Origin of the sequence: Micromonospora sp. DT31, from assembly GCF_049841795.1 — a bacterium.
Taxonomy (GTDB): domain Bacteria; phylum Actinomycetota; class Actinomycetes; order Mycobacteriales; family Micromonosporaceae; genus Micromonospora.
In genome coordinates this window covers 296,696-312,849 of the sequence record NZ_JBNCKZ010000001.1, presented here as the reverse complement: position 1 = coordinate 312,849, position 16,154 = coordinate 296,696, and the positions used below count along the sequence as shown (strand labels likewise).

At 73.1% G+C, this 16,154-nt stretch carries 18 protein-coding genes and 1 riboswitch; of the genes, 5 read left to right on the top strand and 13 right to left on the bottom strand.

What is annotated here, in order from left to right; translation table 11 throughout:
* The first annotated feature begins 100 nt into the window (after nucleotides 1-100).
* From ACLQ2X_RS01270 to ACLQ2X_RS01250, 5 genes are all read left to right on the top strand, one after another.
* Nucleotides 101-1,576, top strand: a complete 1,476-nt coding sequence (locus tag ACLQ2X_RS01270; RefSeq protein ID WP_425679023.1) for an NAD(P)/FAD-dependent oxidoreductase — start codon at nucleotides 101-103, stop codon at nucleotides 1,574-1,576.
* A 69-nt stretch (nucleotides 1,577-1,645) separates the two neighbouring features.
* A riboswitch (SAM riboswitch) is annotated at nucleotides 1,646-1,756 on the top strand.
* A gap of 34 nt (nucleotides 1,757-1,790) precedes the next feature.
* On the top strand, nucleotides 1,791-1,916 hold the full coding sequence (locus tag ACLQ2X_RS01265) for a hypothetical protein (protein ID WP_425679022.1): 126 nt from the start codon (nucleotides 1,791-1,793) through the stop codon (nucleotides 1,914-1,916).
* Between the two features lie 150 nt (nucleotides 1,917-2,066).
* Nucleotides 2,067-2,921 carry an ABC transporter substrate-binding protein gene (locus ACLQ2X_RS01260; protein ID WP_425679021.1) on the top strand — a complete coding sequence of 285 codons (855 nt, stop codon included), beginning with the start codon at nucleotides 2,067-2,069 and terminating at the stop codon, nucleotides 2,919-2,921.
* Between the two features lie 38 nt (nucleotides 2,922-2,959).
* Entirely contained in the window at nucleotides 2,960-3,742 is a 783-nt protein-coding gene (locus ACLQ2X_RS01255; protein WP_425679020.1) for an amino acid ABC transporter permease, read from the top strand.
* Nucleotides 3,739-4,482, top strand: a complete 744-nt coding sequence (locus ACLQ2X_RS01250; protein WP_425679019.1) for an amino acid ABC transporter ATP-binding protein — start codon at nucleotides 3,739-3,741, stop codon at nucleotides 4,480-4,482. The genes ACLQ2X_RS01255 and ACLQ2X_RS01250 overlap by 4 nt, the downstream gene beginning before the upstream one ends.
* Nucleotides 4,483-4,487: 5 nt before the next feature.
* Here the strand turns inward: ACLQ2X_RS01250 and ACLQ2X_RS01245 are convergent, their stop codons facing one another.
* The 13 genes from ACLQ2X_RS01245 to ACLQ2X_RS01185 form a co-directional block, all read right to left on the bottom strand.
* Nucleotides 4,488-5,408, bottom strand: a complete 921-nt coding sequence (locus ACLQ2X_RS01245) for a carbohydrate ABC transporter permease (RefSeq protein ID WP_425679018.1) — start codon at nucleotides 5,406-5,408, stop codon at nucleotides 4,488-4,490.
* Nucleotides 5,405-6,418 carry an ABC transporter permease gene (locus ACLQ2X_RS01240; RefSeq protein ID WP_425679017.1) on the bottom strand — a complete coding sequence of 338 codons (1,014 nt, stop codon included), beginning with the start codon at nucleotides 6,416-6,418 and terminating at the stop codon, nucleotides 5,405-5,407. The genes ACLQ2X_RS01245 and ACLQ2X_RS01240 overlap by 4 nt, the downstream gene beginning before the upstream one ends.
* Complete coding sequence (locus tag ACLQ2X_RS01235) at nucleotides 6,415-8,094, bottom strand: extracellular solute-binding protein (protein ID WP_425679016.1); 1,680 nt, start codon at nucleotides 8,092-8,094, stop codon at nucleotides 6,415-6,417. Before ACLQ2X_RS01235 ends, ACLQ2X_RS01240 begins: the two co-directional genes overlap by 4 nt.
* Nucleotides 8,095-8,196: 102 nt before the next feature.
* On the bottom strand, nucleotides 8,197-8,886 hold the full coding sequence (locus ACLQ2X_RS01230) for a RibD family protein (protein WP_425679015.1): 690 nt from the start codon (nucleotides 8,884-8,886) through the stop codon (nucleotides 8,197-8,199).
* Nucleotides 8,883-9,512, bottom strand: a complete 630-nt coding sequence (locus ACLQ2X_RS01225; RefSeq protein ID WP_425679014.1) for a GTP cyclohydrolase II — start codon at nucleotides 9,510-9,512, stop codon at nucleotides 8,883-8,885. The genes ACLQ2X_RS01230 and ACLQ2X_RS01225 overlap by 4 nt, the downstream gene beginning before the upstream one ends.
* A 72-nt stretch (nucleotides 9,513-9,584) precedes the next feature.
* Nucleotides 9,585-10,556 carry a lysylphosphatidylglycerol synthase domain-containing protein gene (locus ACLQ2X_RS01220; RefSeq protein ID WP_425679013.1) on the bottom strand — a complete coding sequence of 324 codons (972 nt, stop codon included), beginning with the start codon at nucleotides 10,554-10,556 and terminating at the stop codon, nucleotides 9,585-9,587.
* A 52-nt stretch (nucleotides 10,557-10,608) separates the two neighbouring features.
* Nucleotides 10,609-11,418, bottom strand: a complete 810-nt coding sequence (locus ACLQ2X_RS01215; RefSeq protein ID WP_425679012.1) for an SAM-dependent methyltransferase — start codon at nucleotides 11,416-11,418, stop codon at nucleotides 10,609-10,611.
* Entirely contained in the window at nucleotides 11,415-12,452 is a 1,038-nt protein-coding gene (locus tag ACLQ2X_RS01210) for a glycosyltransferase family 4 protein (protein WP_425679011.1), read from the bottom strand. Before ACLQ2X_RS01210 ends, ACLQ2X_RS01215 begins: the two co-directional genes overlap by 4 nt.
* 4 nt (nucleotides 12,453-12,456) lie before the next feature.
* A complete protein-coding gene (locus tag ACLQ2X_RS01205; protein WP_425679010.1) occupies nucleotides 12,457-12,855 on the bottom strand; it encodes a 6-pyruvoyl trahydropterin synthase family protein in 399 nt (132 codons plus the stop codon).
* A 2-nt stretch (nucleotides 12,856-12,857) separates the two neighbouring features.
* Nucleotides 12,858-13,835 carry a zinc-dependent alcohol dehydrogenase gene (locus ACLQ2X_RS01200; protein WP_425679009.1) on the bottom strand — a complete coding sequence of 326 codons (978 nt, stop codon included), beginning with the start codon at nucleotides 13,833-13,835 and terminating at the stop codon, nucleotides 12,858-12,860.
* A gap of 90 nt (nucleotides 13,836-13,925) precedes the next feature.
* Nucleotides 13,926-14,198, bottom strand: coding sequence for a hypothetical protein (locus ACLQ2X_RS01195; RefSeq protein WP_425679008.1), 273 nt, complete (start codon nucleotides 14,196-14,198; stop codon nucleotides 13,926-13,928).
* Between the two features lie 97 nt (nucleotides 14,199-14,295).
* Nucleotides 14,296-15,357 (bottom strand): ABC transporter ATP-binding protein, encoded by a 1,062-nt coding sequence (locus ACLQ2X_RS01190; protein WP_425679007.1) that lies wholly within the window; start codon nucleotides 15,355-15,357, stop codon nucleotides 14,296-14,298.
* Nucleotides 15,354-16,151 carry an ABC transporter permease gene (locus ACLQ2X_RS01185; protein WP_425679525.1) on the bottom strand — a complete coding sequence of 266 codons (798 nt, stop codon included), beginning with the start codon at nucleotides 16,149-16,151 and terminating at the stop codon, nucleotides 15,354-15,356. Before ACLQ2X_RS01185 ends, ACLQ2X_RS01190 begins: the two co-directional genes overlap by 4 nt.
* Nucleotides 16,152-16,154: the final 3 nt, after the last annotated feature.

Genomic DNA, 16,154 nt, shown 5'->3' with positions numbered 1-16,154 from the left:
GGCGGGCTCACACCCGCCGGGCCGGCGGAAAGCGACAGGTGAGGACGCGGCCAGGGCGGGTAAGCGCGCTGCCGCATCGGCAGGCGGGGGGCGCGAAGGCATGGGTGACGGCGACGGAACCGTGATCATCGGGGCGGGGCCGGCAGGGCTGACCGCAGCGTACGAGCTGCTGCGGCACGGCGAGCCGGCGCGGGTCTACGAGGCCGACGACGTGGTCGGCGGGATCAGCCGCACGGTGGAGCGTGACGGCTGGCGGTTCGACATCGGCGGGCACCGGTTCTTCACCAAGGTCTCCCGCGTCGAGGACTTCTGGCACGAGATCCTGCCGGACGAGGACTTCCTGCTGCGGCCCCGGATGAGCCGCATCTACTACCGGGGCGCGCTGTTCGACTACCCGCTCAGCGCCGGCAACGCGCTGCGCAATCTGGGCGTGCGGGAGGCGGTGCGGTGCCTCGGCTCGTACGGTCGGGCCCGGTTGCGCCCGCCGAAGGACCAGTCGCACTTCGAGGGATGGGTGTCGGCCCGCTTCGGCTGGCGGCTGTACTCGATCTTCTTCAAGACGTACACCGAAAAGGTGTGGGGGATGCCGGCGGACCAGTTGCAGGCAGACTGGGCAGCCCAGCGGATCAAGAACCTGTCGCTGGCGACGGCGATCCGCAACGCGTTGCTGCCCCGGCGCAACCGCACGGATGTGACCAGCCTGATCGAGGAGTTCCAGTACCCGAAGCACGGCCCGGGGATGATGTGGGAGCGCTGCGCCGAGCAGGTCGTCGCGCGTGGCGGCACGGTACGCACCGGTGCCTGGGTGACCGAGGTGCACCGGGACCCTGCCGCCCGGCGGGCGACCGGCGTGAGCGTGACCGACGCCGCCGGGGAGCGCACCGAAGCCGCCGACCACGTGATCTCCTCGATGCCGATCTCCGCGCTGGTGCGGGCGATGCGGCCGGAAGCGCCACCCGAGGTGCGGGCCGCCGCCGACGACCTGCGGTACCGGGACTTCCTGACCGTCGCGCTCGTGGTGCCGGAGGAGTTCTCCTTCCCGGACAACTGGATCTACGTGCACGATCCGACGGCCCGGGTGGGCCGCATCCAGAACTTCGGTTCCTGGTCGCCGTACCTGGTCAAGGACGGGCGGACCTGCCTGGGGCTGGAGTACTTCGTCTTCGAGGGCGACGAGATGTGGCGGATGCCCGACCCGGACCTGGTCACGTTCGCCACCGCCGAGCTGGAACGGCTGGGACTGGTCCGGTCGGGGTGTGTGGAGGCGGGGCACGTGGTGCGGATGCCCAAGGCGTATCCGGTCTACGACGAGCGCTACCAGCACAACGTGGACGTGATCCGGCGTTGGCTGGCCGAGGCGGTGCCGAACGTGCACCCGGTCGGGCGCAACGGCATGCACCGGTACAACAACGCCGACCACTCGATGCTCACCGCGATGCTGACCGCGGAGAACATCGCGCACGACGCCGATCACGACGTGTGGACGGTCAACGTCGAACAGGACTACCACGAGCAGCGCAGTCCGTCGCGGCACGGCACCGGCCGGGACGCGCCGGTCGTGCCCGCCCGGCGGTGACGCCCGGCGCGTGACCGTGGTCATAACCACTGGACGGGCCGCGGAGCAGGGCTGCTAGCCTCCTGGGCAGGTCATGAGCGCCAGCGTCAAGCCCCGGCTCGCTGGCCGGCAACCCTCCTCCGCGGTGGGGTGCCCCGGGTGAGGACCAGGCACCGGCAGCCGCCGGTGCAAGCGTGGCCTGGCACCCAGGTCAGCACCAAGACCAGGGAGACCCATGTTCGCACCACCTTCCGCCCCCTCCGGTGACATCGCCGCGTACCCGACCGGCCTCGCGCTGATCAGGCGCCGCCACGTCGACCTGATGCGGGTGTGCAGCGACGGCTGTCGCATCCCCCGCTGAGCGGGCGCCACCGCCCTCCCCGATCCACCTTTCTCCGCTTCACCTTTTCTCCGCTTCACCTTTTCTCCGCTCCGCCCTCCTCCGGCCCGGCCGTCCGCGGCGGGCCTGCGCCGACGCGCCCCGCGCGTCCATCCACTATGGAGAGACATCGTGCGTATCCGTACCGCCCTGACCCGCCTCGTCGCCGTCGGCGCCGCCGCCCTGCTCGCCGCGACCGCGCTGACCGCCTGCGGCGGCGACGACACCACCGCCGCCGACAACCCGTACGGCCTGCTCCAGCCCGGCGTGCTCCGGGCCGGCACGCTCACCGACGCCCCGCCGAACGTCTACCTGAAGGACGGCACGTTCACCGGCTTCGACAACGAACTGCTGCGCGCCGTCGCCGGCCGGATCGGCCTGAAGGTGGAGTTCGTCGGCACCGACTTCTCCGCCCTCCTCGCCCAGGTCAACAGCGGCAAGTTCGACGTCGGCAGCTCCTCGATCACGATCACCGAGGCGCGGAAGAAGACAGTGGACTTCGGCAACGGCTACGACTTCGGCTACTTCGGCCTGGACGTACCCGCCGGCTCCCCGATCACCGACTTCGCGCAGCTGCCCGGCAAGCGGGTCGTGGTCGTCCAGGGCACCGTGCAGGACGACTTCGCCAGCAGGCAGAACCTGAACCCGGTGCGGGTGCCCGACTACAACAGCGCGGTCAACCAGCTCAAGGCCGGCACCGCCGACGCCTGGATCGCTCCGGCCGAGATCGGCGACAAGTCCGCCGCGGACAGCAAGGGCAAGATCAAGGTCGCGGCGAAGCAGCTCAGCCCCACCCCGACCGCGTACGCGGTGGCCAAGGGCAACGACCGGCTGCGCGAGGCGCTGAACAAGGGCCTCGACGAGGTGATCGCCGACGGCACGTGGAGCCGACTGCAGGCCGAGTACTACCCGGGACGGCCGGTGCCGGCGGACTTCGCGCCGGGCAGCGGCTCGGTCGCGGCGCCGTCGCCGTCCGCGGCCTCCTGACCCGGTGACCGAGGACGAGCAGGGCGGACGGAGCTGACATGGAGCCACTGAGCACCCTCTGGGAGACGTTCTTCGACGGCGAGTCGATGCGCGAGGCGCTGCCCGAGATGCTGACCGTCGGGCTGCCCAACACGCTGCTCCTGGCGGTCTCCGCCGCCCTGCTCGGCTCGGTGCTGGGGATGCTGCTGGCGGTCGCCGGCATCTCGCGTACCCGATGGTTGCGCTGGCCGGCCCGGGTCTACACCGACGTGTTCCGGGGCCTGCCGGCGGCGGCGACCATTCTGCTGATCGGCGTCGGCCTGGCGCCGCTCGGGATGCAGGTGTGGGGCCCCAACCCATATCCGCTGGGCGTGCTGGCGTTGTCCCTGATCGCGTCGGCCTACCTCGGCGAGATCTTCCGGGCCGGCATCCTGAGCGTGGAGGCCGCCCAGCTGGAGGGGGCGCGGGCGCTCGGCTTCTCCTGGGGCGAGTCGATGCGACTGGTGATCATTCCGCAGGGTGTGCGCCGGGTGCTGCCCGCCTGGGTCAACCAGCTCATCGCGCTGATCAAGGACTCCAGCCTGGTCTACTTCCTCGGCCTGCTGGCCAGCCAGCGGGAGCTGTTCCGGATCGGGCAGGACTACGCGGCGAACACCGGCAACCAGTCCGCGCTGCTGCTGGCCGGGTTGTTCTACCTGGCGCTGACCGTGCCGCTCACCCACGCGGTCAACCGGCTGGACCGGCGCCTGCGGCAGGGCCGCCCGGCCGCGCCGCCCGACGCCGACCCCGAACCCGATCCGGCGCCCGTCGGCGTCACCCCGTCCGGAAGGGACCCCCGATGACCACGACCACCGCCACCTCGGTCAGCCTCGCCGTACGCGACGTGCACCTGGCCTTCGGCGCGCACCGGGTGTTGCGCGGCGCGGACCTGGACGTGGCCCGGGGCCGCGCGGCCTGCGTGATCGGTCCGTCCGGCTCGGGCAAGTCGACGCTGCTGCGCACCATCAACCGGTTGATCGAGCCGGACCGGGGTGACGTGCTGCTGGACGGGCGCAGCGTGCTGCGCGACGACCCGGACGCGCTGCGCCAACGCATCGGCATGGTCTTCCAGCAGTTCAACCTGTTCCCGCACCTGAGCGTGCTGCGCAACATCACGCTCGCGCTGCGGAAGTTGAAGAAGCTCGACCAGGACGAGGCGGTGGCGCTCGCCCGCGCCCAGCTCGAACTGGTCGGGCTGGCCGGGCGGGCCGACGCCCGGCCGGCTCAGCTCTCCGGCGGCCAACAGCAACGCGTCGCGATCGCCCGGGCGCTGGCGCTGCGCCCACAGGTGATGCTCTTCGACGAGGCCACCAGCGCACTGGACCCGGAGTTGGTCAAGGGCGTGCTGGCGGTGATGGCCGACCTCGCCGCCGGCGGCATGACGATGGTGGTGGTGACGCACGAGATGGGGTTCGCCCGCAGCGTCGCCGACACGGTGGCGTTCATGGACGCCGGCGTGGTGTTGGAGGCCGGGCCGCCGGAGGCGGTATTCGAGGCGCCCGAGCACCCCAGGCTGCGGCGTTTCCTGTCCCAGGTGCTCTGAGCCGGTCAGCCCTTCACCGCGCCGATCAGCACCCCGTTGACGAAGTGCCGCTGGATGAACGGGTAGATCGCGACGATCGGGGCGACGGTCAGCACCACCACCGCCATCTTGATCGACTCGGTGGGTGGCATGGTGACGCCGGAGCTGCCGCCGGAGGTGTGCGGGGCCTGCCCGGCCAGCAGGTAACTCTGCAGAACGCGCTGGATCGGGTACATGTCGTTGCGGTCGATGAACAGCAGCGCGTCGAACCAGACGTTCCAGTAGCTGACCGCGTAGAACAGCCCGACCACGGCGATCACCGCGCGGGACAGCGGCAGCACGATGCGCGCCAGGGTACGGAAGTCACCGGCGCCGTCGATGCGGGCGCTGTCCAGCAGCTCCGACGGGATGCCCTGGAAGAAGCCGCGCACCACGACCAGGTTGAACACGCTTATCGCGGGCGGCAGGACCAGCGCCCAGATGGTGTCCTTCAGCCCGAGCCCGGTGACCACCAGGTAGCGCGGCACCAGCGGTGGGTAGACCAGGAACGGGATCAGGAAGTACGCCAGCAGCCAGCGGTAGCCCAGCGAGCCCGGCCGGGACAGGCCGTACGCGGCCAGCACGGTCACCGTCAACGCGATCGCGGTGCCGAAGACGGTCACCAGCGTGCTGATCCACAGCGCCCGGGTGACCGCGCCACCGGCGAAGATCGTCTCGTAGGCGGAGGTGTCGATGCCCTTGGGCACCACCACCAGCCCGCCGGCTTCGCCGATGGTCTCCCGGGAGGAGAGGCTGGTCACCAGCACCACCCAGAGCGGGAAGAGCACGCCGGCCATCAGCAGGGCGAGCGCGACGGCCTTGAGCCCCTGACCGACCGGGGTGGGCGGTTCCTGCCACACCGGTCGGCGGGGGCGTGCGCCGGACGGCCGGCGGAGGCTCGTGGTCATGACTTGGAATAGATCCCTCGCTCGCCGAGCATGTGCGCCACCCGGTTCGCGGCCAGGATCAGCACGAGGCCGATGGCGGCCTTGAACAGCCCGGCCGCCGCCCCGTAGCCGTAGTTGCCGGTGGCGATGGAGAAGTGGTAGACGAAGGTGTCCAGCACCTCGGCGGCCTGCCGGCCGACGGCGTCGCGTTGCAGCAGGAACTGCTCGAAGCCGACCGAGAGCGCGTCGCCGAGGCGCAGGATGAGCAGCAGCACGATCACCGGGCGCAGGCCGGGCAGGGTGATGTGCCACAGCCGCCGCCACCGGCCGGCGCCGTCGGCGGCGGCGGCCTCGTAGAGGTTCTGGTCGATCGTGGACAGGGCAGCCAGGAAGACGATCGTGCCCCAGCCGACGTCCTTCCACACCGCCTCGACGGTGACCAGGACGATGAACGTGTCCGGGTTCGTCATCACGTTCCACGGTTGCATCCCGGCCTCGCGCATGGTCTGCGCGAGCAGCCCGGCGCCACCCAGCATCGCCACGAAGAACGTGACCACCAGCACCCAGCTGAAGAAGTGCGGCAGGTAGACGATGGTCTGGATGAGACCGCGCAGCCGGGTGGAGAGCAGGTTGTGCAGCGCGACCGCCAGCAGGATCGGCAGCGGGAAGAAGAAGACGAGCTGGAACGCGGTGATCGCCAGCGTGTTGCGGAACGCGTCCCAGAACGCCGGGTCGGAGAAGAGGAGCTGGAACTGCCCGAAGCCGATCCAGTCGCTGTGCACGAACGCCTGCCACGGGTTGTCGCCCAGGTACGGGTTGTAGTCCTGGAACGCGATGATGTTGCCGGCGATCGGCAGATAGCTGAAGATCAGCAGCACCACGAAGCCGGGTGCCACCATGGCCAGCAGTTGCCAGTCCCGGCGCAGCCGGCTGCGCAGCGGCACCCGGCGGCGGGACGGGCGACGGCGGCGGGGCGGGGGCGCGTCCGGCCGGGCCCGCTCGGGCCCGGCCAGGACGGCCGGCTCGTTCACCGGCCCTCCTTGGGCAGCGAGTCGGCGAGCAGCTTGCGGGCCTCCTCGCCGCCGTTCGCCTTCCACTCCCCGACGATGGCGTCGACATCGCTCAGCGGGCGTCGACCGCGCAGCACGTCGGTGAACTTGTCCTCGGTGGGCACCTGGTTGGCCTTGTACGCGGCCGGCATCTCCAGCTTCACCCCCGCCCACGGGTTGGGCTCGATGTGCTTCACCATCTCGTTGGAGTAGGTGAGCACGTCCGGCACGAAGCGCGGGGTGTCCGGGAACGGCCCGATGGTGGGGTTGCGGCCGCTGATGAAGAAGTACTGGTTGGCGATCTCCTTGAACGCCAGCTCGGTCTTCACCGGGCCGTTCGGCGACGGGGTGTGGTGCTTGCCCGCGACGCCGAAGTCCCGCAGCTGCGCCTCCTGGCTGCCGAGCGGGGCGGAGCACCAGTTGATGATCCGCAGCAGCTCCTGGACCCGGTCCTTGCCGAGGCCCTTCTTGACGAACGTGTAGGAGATCGGCTCGTCCTCGCCCCAGACCAGCGGGTCACCGCCGGTGGCGGAGAAGATCGGCACCGGCTGGATGTTCAGCCTGGGATTGGTCTTCTGGTGCTCGGCCTGGGCGCCCTGCCAGAACCCGACGCCGTCCTGGTGGAACACGATCGCGCCGTCCTTGGCGAACAGCTGCTTGGCGTCCGCGCCCTTGCTGGCCACGACGTCCGGGTGGACCAGGCCGTCGGCGTAGATCTTGGCCATGACCTCCAGCGCGCGGCGGAACTCCGGGGTCTCGTACTTGAACTCGGGCGTGCCGTCGGCGGCGACCCGCCACCCGCCCTTGGCGCCCGGCACCCGGTGGAACATCTGGATCATGGCGAACACGTCGTTGAACGCCCACACCTTGCGCGCCGGGTCGGTGACCTGCTTGGCCACGGCGAGCAGGTCGTCCAGATTCGCCGGCACGGCCAGGCCGCGCGCGTCGAGCAGGTCCTTGCGGGTGAACAGCGCCCAGGGGAACGGCCCGTCGGTGGGGTTGGGCACGGACATGACCCGCTCGTTCCAGACCGCGCGCCGCCAGGCCCCGGAGGGGAAGCTCGCCAGCATCGGGTACGCCGCGGCGGCGTCGCCCTTCAGGTGGTCGGTCAGGTCCTCGAACAGCACCTTGATCGCCTCGGCGAAGCGCGGGATCTTCTCCACCTCCCACCCCGGCACGCACAGCAGGTCCGGCACGTCCCGCGCGCCGAGCATCGCGTTGAGCTTGTCGGCGTAGGTGTTGCCGTCCTGGATGGTGAAGTTGACCGGCGTGCCCAGTTCGGCGTTGACGGCCTGGAGGTAGGCGCTCTGCGCCACTCCGGGCGGCGCCGGGCCCCAGGCGGGGGTCATCGCGGTGACCTGCTTGCCGCTGGTGCCGGGCTTGCCGGTGATGGCGTCGACGAGGTTCGACGGGTAGCGGGTGTAGCCGTCGGGCACCGGACGGGTGCCGACGATGTCGGGCTTGACGGCGCCGGGCAGGTCCTTGCGGGTGGGGAGCAGGTCGGAGACGGCGTCGAGGCTTTGGGCGCCACCGGAGGCGGCGGGCTTCTCGGAGCAGCCAGCGACCAGCGGACCGGTGGCGGTGGCGGCCACGCCGAGGCCCACCAGGCTGAGGAAACGACGGCGGGAGGAGCCAGGGGTGGGGTGGTACGCGGTCATCGGTCCCCCTTCGGGACGGGATGCGCGGTGGTTAGTTCGTATGGATGGTCAACAAACTAATCACGACCGTGAGCTTGCACAAGGGCAGACCGGAAGGGACGGTCAGGCCGGGCAGCGGTCGGACAGCGCGTACCGGGTGAGCACCACGTCGCCGATCTGGCGCACCTCCACCACCCGGGCCCGCCGACCCGGGTGCCACGGGAAGTGGCCGTCACCCACGAACCGGGGGGCCCGCCGGTCCCCCACGAAGAACGGCGCCACCACCAGGTGCAGCTCATCGGCGAGACCGGCGGTCAGGAACTGGCGGTGCATCGTGCCACCGCCCTCCACCATCAGCCGGCCGACCCCGCGCCCGGCCAGGTCGGCCACCACCCCCTCCGGGGTCGCCGGATCACCCGCGTCGACCACGGTGGCCACCCCGCCCAGTTGCTCGCGTGCCTTGTCCACCACCCCGCTCGGGCAGTAGACCAGCTTGGCCCCGTCGCCCGTGGTGAAGAACCGCGCGCCGGGATCGAGGTCACCACTGCCGGTCACCGTCACCTTCACCGGCGACGGCGGCAAGCCGCGGGACACCCGCTCGGCCCGCCGCCGCTCGCTGCGCACCATCAGCCGGGGATCGTCACGGCGCACCGTGGCCGCGCCCACCAGGATCGCGTCGCACCCCGCCCGGGTCGCGTCCACCCGGTCCAGGTCGTCGTCGTTCGACAACAACAGCCGCTGCCCGGTCGCGTCGTCGATGTAACCGTCGATCGACATCGCACAGCTCAGCAGCACGTACGGGCGGCTGCTCACGGCACGAACGGCAGGTCGAGGGCGTGGTCGGCGCGGGCCACCTTGGCCGCCAGGTAGTTCGCGTTGGCCGGGGACAGGTGCACACCTGTGGACACCCGGTCGGTCACCGTCACACCCAACCGTTCCAACTGGCTCGCCTTGTCCGGGTTGTTGCTCAGCAGCGCCACCCGGTCCACGCCCAACGCGGTCAGCATCTGCGCGGCCACGGTGTAGTCCCGTTCGTCCGCGCCCCGGCCCAGCGCCAGGTTCGCCTCGTAGGTGTCCAGGCCGTCGTCCTGCAGGGCGTACGCGTCGAGCTTGGCGTACAGGCCGATGCCCCGGCCCTCCTGTCGCAGGTAGAGCAGGTAGCCACCGGCCTCCGCGATGCGCTGCACCGCCTCGCGCAACTGCGGCCCGCAGTCGCAGCGCTGGCTGCCGAAGACGTCACCGGTCAGGCACTCGCTGTGCGGACGAACCAGCGGCGTCTCAGCCGTGCCGTATGCGCCGAGGCCGAACGCCAGGTGCTCCCGGCCGTCGGCCAGACCGTGGAAGGTGTGCACCCGGGCGGTGGTGGTGTACCCGTCAGGAAACCGGAGCGGCACCGTCACCCGGGTCCGGACCGTCGCGGTGGGCAGGGTTTGTTCCATGGTTCTCCTGTCGTCCGGTCGCCGGGCGGAACCCGGCGACGCACACCTCGCACCCGTCAACCGTAGGCGGGATCACCGACAGTTGCCGGTCGGCGGCCTGGGCAGGCGCCGCGCGAGCAGCACCGCGGCCCCGGGCAGGCTGGCCACCAGCACCAGCGCGCCGTACACCGTGCCGGTCGCCACACCCTGCGCGGCGGTCAGCCCGGCCGCCGCGAACGCCCACGCGGCCACCCCCTCGCGGGGGCCGAAACCGCCCACGTTCAGCGGCACCGCCATGGCCAACAGGGCGAGTAACGTCAGCGGCAGCAGACGCGACAGCGGCGCGTCGATGCCGGCGGTGCGGGCGGCCACCACGAAGGTGGCCAGGTGACCGGCGAACACCACTGTCGAGGCGACCACCACGCCGGCCCAGGTGCCCCGGCCCAGCACCCCCGCGCGGACGTCGGCGAGCGCGGCCCGGGCCGCCCGCGCCCAGCGGGACGCCCCGGAACGCGGCACCGCCCGGGCGGCCAGCACCACCGCCAGCGCGGCCACGACCAGGGCGGCGACAAGCGCCGGCAGGTAGGGACGCACCGGCGACGGGAACGCGGCCAGCACCGCCACCGCGATGACCACCTGCACCACCTGCCCGGCCGTGCGCTCCCAGATCACCGCCCGGACACCCCGGGCCACGTCCCCGGCGTCGCGGCCGTGCTGCACCGCCCGGTGCACGTCGCCGAGCACCCCGCCGGGGAGGGTGGAGTTGAGGAACACCGCCCGGTAGCAGTGCGCCACCGCGTCCCGCATCGGCAGCCGCACACCCAGCCCACCGGCGACAAGCGACCAGCGCCAGGCGCAGCAGACGGTGGTGAGCACGCCGATGCCCAGAGCGGCGGCCAGCGCCGGCACGTCGACCAGCCGCAGTCCGGTCAGGAACGGCCCGGTGCCCACGGAGACGACGAGCACGACGAGCACCGCCACCCCGACCAGCGGACGTACCCAGGATCGGCGAGGTCGGACCGGAGCGACCGCCGGTACGGGCCCGGCGACGGCGACGTGTGACAAGCGGTCCTCCCTCGTTCCCCACCGCATGTCACGCAGCGGCGCGCCGAACGGTTCAGCCGGCGAGCAGGTCGGCGTGGTGCAGCACCACCTCGAGCCGGCCGGCGGCGGCCTCGTCGAGGCGCCGTTCGTGATACGTCCCGGCGGCCCTCGCCAGATGCGGTTGTTGCGCAACAGCCGCCTCGATCCATCCGGTCAGCCACTGCACCGCCAGCGGGGCCTGCTCCGGCCCGAGCCGCCACGGGCTGCACCGCACGGCCACCTCGACGCCGTGGCGGCTGAACGCGGCCACGGTCGCGGCCACCGCATCCGGTCCGAGCAGGGTCCGGCCGTGCACGGTGCGCCGCTGGTGGGCGTTGAACGCGGCGGCGAACTCGGCGTCCAGCGGGTCGGCCGGAGTCAGCTCCGCCGCGCCGGACACGGTGAGCGCGAACAGCGTGCGGCGGCCGGTGCAGGCCGCCACCACCCGCTCGACCTCCTCGGCGGTGAGCATGTCCAGCAGCGCCGACGCGGTGACCAGATGGGCGTCGGCCAGGTCGGCGCCGGTCAGCCGGGTCACGTCCGAGTCCAACGCGGTCAGCGTGACGTCGGCGCCGTCGGCGGCGGTGAGCCGGCCGGCCCGGGCCAGCGCCAGCAGTTCCCGGTCCCGCTCGTGCAGCACCCAGTGCTGCGGGCCGGGCAGCCGGGGAGCCAGCCAGCGGGCCATCGAACCGGTGCCGCTGCCCAGGTCGTGCACGACAAGCGGGCGGTCGGCGGGCAGCCCGTCGCGGACCGTGTCGACCAGTTCGACGCGGCGGGCGGCGGCGTCGGCCGGTTCGCGCAGCCGCAGCCAGTCCGCGAAGCCGGGTGGCAGTGAGGTGGTCATGCCGGGGTTGCCTCCTTCAGCGCCGACGCCAGCCGGTGCACCGTGTCCGACCAGCGGGTGAGGGTGGGTCGCCGGTGCCGGGCGGCGCGGCGAAGCCGCTCCCGCAGGCCCGGGTCGGTCAGCCAGCGGCGCAGCGCGGCGGCGGTGGCGCCCGGGTCGTCGGTCGGCACCAGCAGGCCGGGACGGTCGCCGTCGGGAGCCCGGCCCAGGGTGGCCGGCAGGCCGCCGGTGTCGCCGGCCAGCACCGGCACGCCCCGGGCCAACGCCTCGGTCACCACCATGCCGTACGTTTCCCGCCGCGACGGCAGAACCAGCAGGTCGGCGGCGGCGTACGTGGTGGCCAGGTCGGGCCCGACGCGCGGGCCGGTGAGCCGGACCCGGTCGGCGAGGCCGGTCGCGGTCAGCCGCCCGCGCAGCCGTCCGACGAACGCGCGGTCCCGGTCCAGCGGGCCGACCCAGTCGCAGGTCCAGTCCAGGTCGGCGACCTCGGCGAGCGCGGCGGCGAGCACGTCGTGGCCCTTGACCGGGGTGACCGCCGCGACGCACAGCAGCCGGCCCCCGCCGGGCGTGCCGGAGGCGACCGGCGCCGGGTCCACGCCGGGCGGCGCGACGCGCACCCGATCCGGGTCAAGCCGGTAACGGTCGAGCAGCCGGCGGCGGGTCCACTCGCTGGTGGCGACCACCGCGGTCGCCGCCGCCAGCGCACGCGCCTCCGCCTCGCCCTCGATCGGCAGGTGCACCAGCACCACGAGACGCAGCCGCGCGGCGTGCGGGGCGAGCACGTCCGGCACGGTCGAGGCGACCAGGCCGTCGAGCAGCACGGTCGCGTCGTCGGGCAGGCCGGCGAGCAGCGCGGCCACCGCGGCCCGCTCCCCCGCACCCGGGTGCGGCCAGCCGCCCGGCACCGGGTGTTCCCGGACGGTCCAGCCGAGCCCGCCCAGGCCGCGGCAGACCTGCCTGTCGTAGGCGTTGCCGCCGCTGGGCTCCGCCGGGTCGTCGATGTCGCCCGGCAGGACCACGTGGACGGCTGTCATCCGGTCACAGCGACCGCTCGTAGCTCGCCCACGCCACGTGCGACTCGTGCAGGGTGACCGTGATCCCGGCCAGACCCCGCGCGCCCTCCCCCAGCCGGCCGGCGTGCGCCGCGTCGGCGAGCCGGTCGGCGATCGTGCGGGCCAGCACCTCGGTGGTGGTGTTCACCCCGGCGAAGGCCGGCTCGTCGTCCAGGTTGCGGTAGGTCAGCTCGCCGAGGACGGCCTTGAGCTGCTCGGTGGCCAGGCCGATGTCGACCACGATCCCGTCGTCGTCCACGTCCGGCCGGCGGAACGTGGCGTCGACGACGAAGGTGGCGCCGTGCAGCCGCTGGGCCGGGCCGAACACCTCGCCGCGGAAGCTGTGGGCGACCATGATGTGGTCCCGGACGGTCACGCTGAACACGTTCACTCCTCGCCGTAGGTGATGAGATGACAGAGCGCCGGCAGCCGGCCCGAGGCCAGCCGGTCCAGCACGTCGGGCAGGTCCACGAAGGGGGACCGGCCGGTGAGCAACGCGTCGAAAGCCGGGTCGGCCAGCAGGTCCAGGGCGAGCGCCAGCCGGTCGGCGTAGCTGCGGTTCGCCCGCCGCGGCGACACGGTGCCGACCTGGCTGCTGCGGATGCCCAACCGCCGGGAGTGGAACGCGCCGCCGAGCGACAGCGTCACCGGCCGGTCGCCGTACCAGCTCAACTCCAGCACGGTGCCTTCCGGGCGCAGCAGTTCCAGGCCCCGTTGCAAGCCGTCGGCGGTGGCGCTGGCGTGCACCACCAGGTCGCGGTCGCCGCTCGCGTCGGCCGGGGTGGCGAAGTCGACGCCGAGCGCGGCGGCCACCCCGGCGCGGGCCGGGTCGGCGTCGACGAGTTCCACGCGTACGCCTGGGAAACGGGCCAGCAGCGCGGCCACGCCGCAGCCGACCATCCCGCCGCCGATCACGGAGACCCGGTCGCCGACCAGCGGCGCGGCGTCCCAGAGCGCGTTCACCGCGGTCTCCACGGTGCCGGCCAGCACCGCGCGGGCCGCCGGCACCGAGTCCGGCACGACAAGCACCGAGTCGGCCGGGACCACGTACGCCGTCTGGTGCGGATGCAGGCAGAACACGGTGCGGCCGACCAGCTGCGGCACGCCGGCCTCGACGGTGCCGACGCTGAGGTAGCCGTACTTGACCGGTGCCGGGAAGTCGCCCTCCTGGAACGGGGCGCGCATGGTGTCGTACTGGTCGGCGGGGACGCGACCGGTGAACACGAGCGTCTCGGTGCCCCGGCTGACCCCGGAGAAGCGGGTGCGGACCAGCACCTCGCCGGGGCCGGGTGGGGCGAGGCGGACCGGCCGGATCTCGCCCTCGCCGGGGGCGCGCAGCCAGAAGGCGTGGGCGTCGACCGTCACGAACCCTCCTCAATTCCGCATTGCCGACCGAGTTGTCGATCATAGACACGGAGGCGGGGCGTCCGCGGTTCGAACCGCCCGGCGACCGGCTCAGGCGGCGCGACGGCGCTGCGCCCTCACCTGGTCGGCGTTCTCGCCGGTGCGGCGGTCGGCGTCCCCGGCCAGTCGCATGGCCCGGCGGGCGGCGGTGAGCGCCGGGCACGGGGTGGGCTCGCCGTCACAGAGCAGGCTGACGCACCTGCCGTCGGCGTCGCCGTGGTGCGCGGCGGCCACGTCGTACGCGGCGCGCCACAGTAGCGGATCGGTGACTCCCCGTGGCAGTTCGGCGTCCTGACTGGACCTGGTCCGGATCGTGTCGGGCACCGGTGTCCCCCCTTCGCGTCCTCGCTACCGTCCCAGTGACCGCAGGAGCGCTCGTCAAACCTCTCACCTGCACACATGCCACCGCCAGCGGTATGCGTCACGCCTGGTACGCGCGCGTCTCGGCCGCCTTCACCGCAGCCCAGACCGGCTGCCCGGGAGTCAACCCCAGGCGCGCCGCGGCGGCGGGGGTGACGTCGGCGGCGACCTCCACCGGACCGGCCAGCTGCACCCGCAGGTTGTCACCGTGTCGTTGCACTCCCGTGACGGTGGCCGGCCAGACGTTGCGAGGGCTGCCGCCGGGCCGGCTCGGGTGCAGCGCGACGGCGGCCGGCCGGAACGCCACGAACGCCTCGCCGTGCACGCGATCGGCGGCGGTGAGGGTCAGCTCACCGACGGTGACGGCATGCCCGTCGGCCCGACCCCGGTAGAGGTTGAGCCCGACCAGGCGGGCCACGTAGTCGGTGCGCGGACGGGCCGTCACGGTGGCCGCGTCGCCCTCCTGCACCACCTCGCCGTGTTCCACGATGACCAGCCGATCGGCCAGCACCAGCGCGTCCAGCGGGTCATGGGTGACCAGCAGCGTCGCCCCGGGGTGCGCGCCGAGGTGGCGTTGCAGCTCCGCGCGGGTGTCCAGCCGGGTCCGCGCGTCCAGGGCGGCCAGCGGCTCGTCGAGCAGCAACAGGGTCGGCTCGACGGCGAGCGCGCGGGCCAGCGCCACCCGCTGGGCCTGCCCGCCGGAGAGCTGCCGGGGCCGTCGCCGGGCCTGGTCGCCGAGGCCGACCCGCTCCAGCCAGCCCTGCGCCCGGCGGCGGGCCGACCGCCGGTCGGCGCCCCGGTGACGCGGACCGAACGCCACGTTGTCCACGGCGCTCAGGTGCGGGAACAGCAGGTAGTCCTGGAACACCACGCCGACCGGCCGGCGATCCGGCGGGATCCACACCCGCCGGTCGGGCCGGTCGAGGTCGACGCCGTCGAGCGCGAGGTGCCCGGCGGTCAGCGGGTGCAGCCCGGCCAGCACCCGCAGCGCGGTGCTCTTGCCGGCGCCGTTCGGGCCGAGCAGCGCCACCACCTCACCGGCGGCGATGCGCAGCCGCACGTCCAGGTGGAACGCGTCCCGATCGGCGAGCAGGTGCGCGTCGAGCAACGGCGCCGCGCTCACGTGACGCCTACCCAACGGTCACGCAGCGCGGCGAGGATGGCCACGGAGACGACGAGCAGGATCAGGCTGAGCACGATCGCGGCCTGCGGGTCGGTCTCCAGGGCCAGGTAGACGGCCAGCGGCATGGTCTGGGTACGGCCGGGATAGTTGCCGGCGAAGGTGATGGTGGCCCCGAACTCGCCGAGCGCGCGGGCCCAGCAGAGCACCGCCCCGGCCGCCACGCCCGGGGCGACCAACGGCAGGGTGACCCGGGCGAAGGTGGCGAAGCGCCCGGCACCGAGCGTCGCTGCGGCCTCCTCGTAGCGGGGGTCTGCGCCGCGCAGCGCCCCCTCGACCGCGACGACCAGGAACGGCATCGCGACGAACGCCTGGGCCAGCACCACCCCGGCGGTGGTGAACGGCAGCGTCACCCCGAACGTCTCGTCGAGCCACGAGCCGACCAGGCCGCGTCGGCCGAAGACCATCAGCAACGCCACGCCGCCGACCACCGGCGGCAGCACCAGCGGCACCGTGACCAGCGCCCGGACCAGCCGCCGGCCGGGGAACCGGACCCGGGCCAGGAGCCAGGCCAGGGGCACGCCGAGCGCGACGCAGAGCAGCGTGGCGGCGGTGGCGGTCACCAACGACAGCCGCAGCGCGGTGAGCACGCCCGGTTCGGTGAGCCGCCCGGGCAGCGTGGTCCACGGCGCGCGGGCCAGCAGGCCGACAAGCGGCAGGACGAGGAAGGCCAACCCGAGGCCGGCGGGCACGAGCAGGGCCACCGGCACCCGCTGCCGGCGGGCGGCACGGCTCATCGG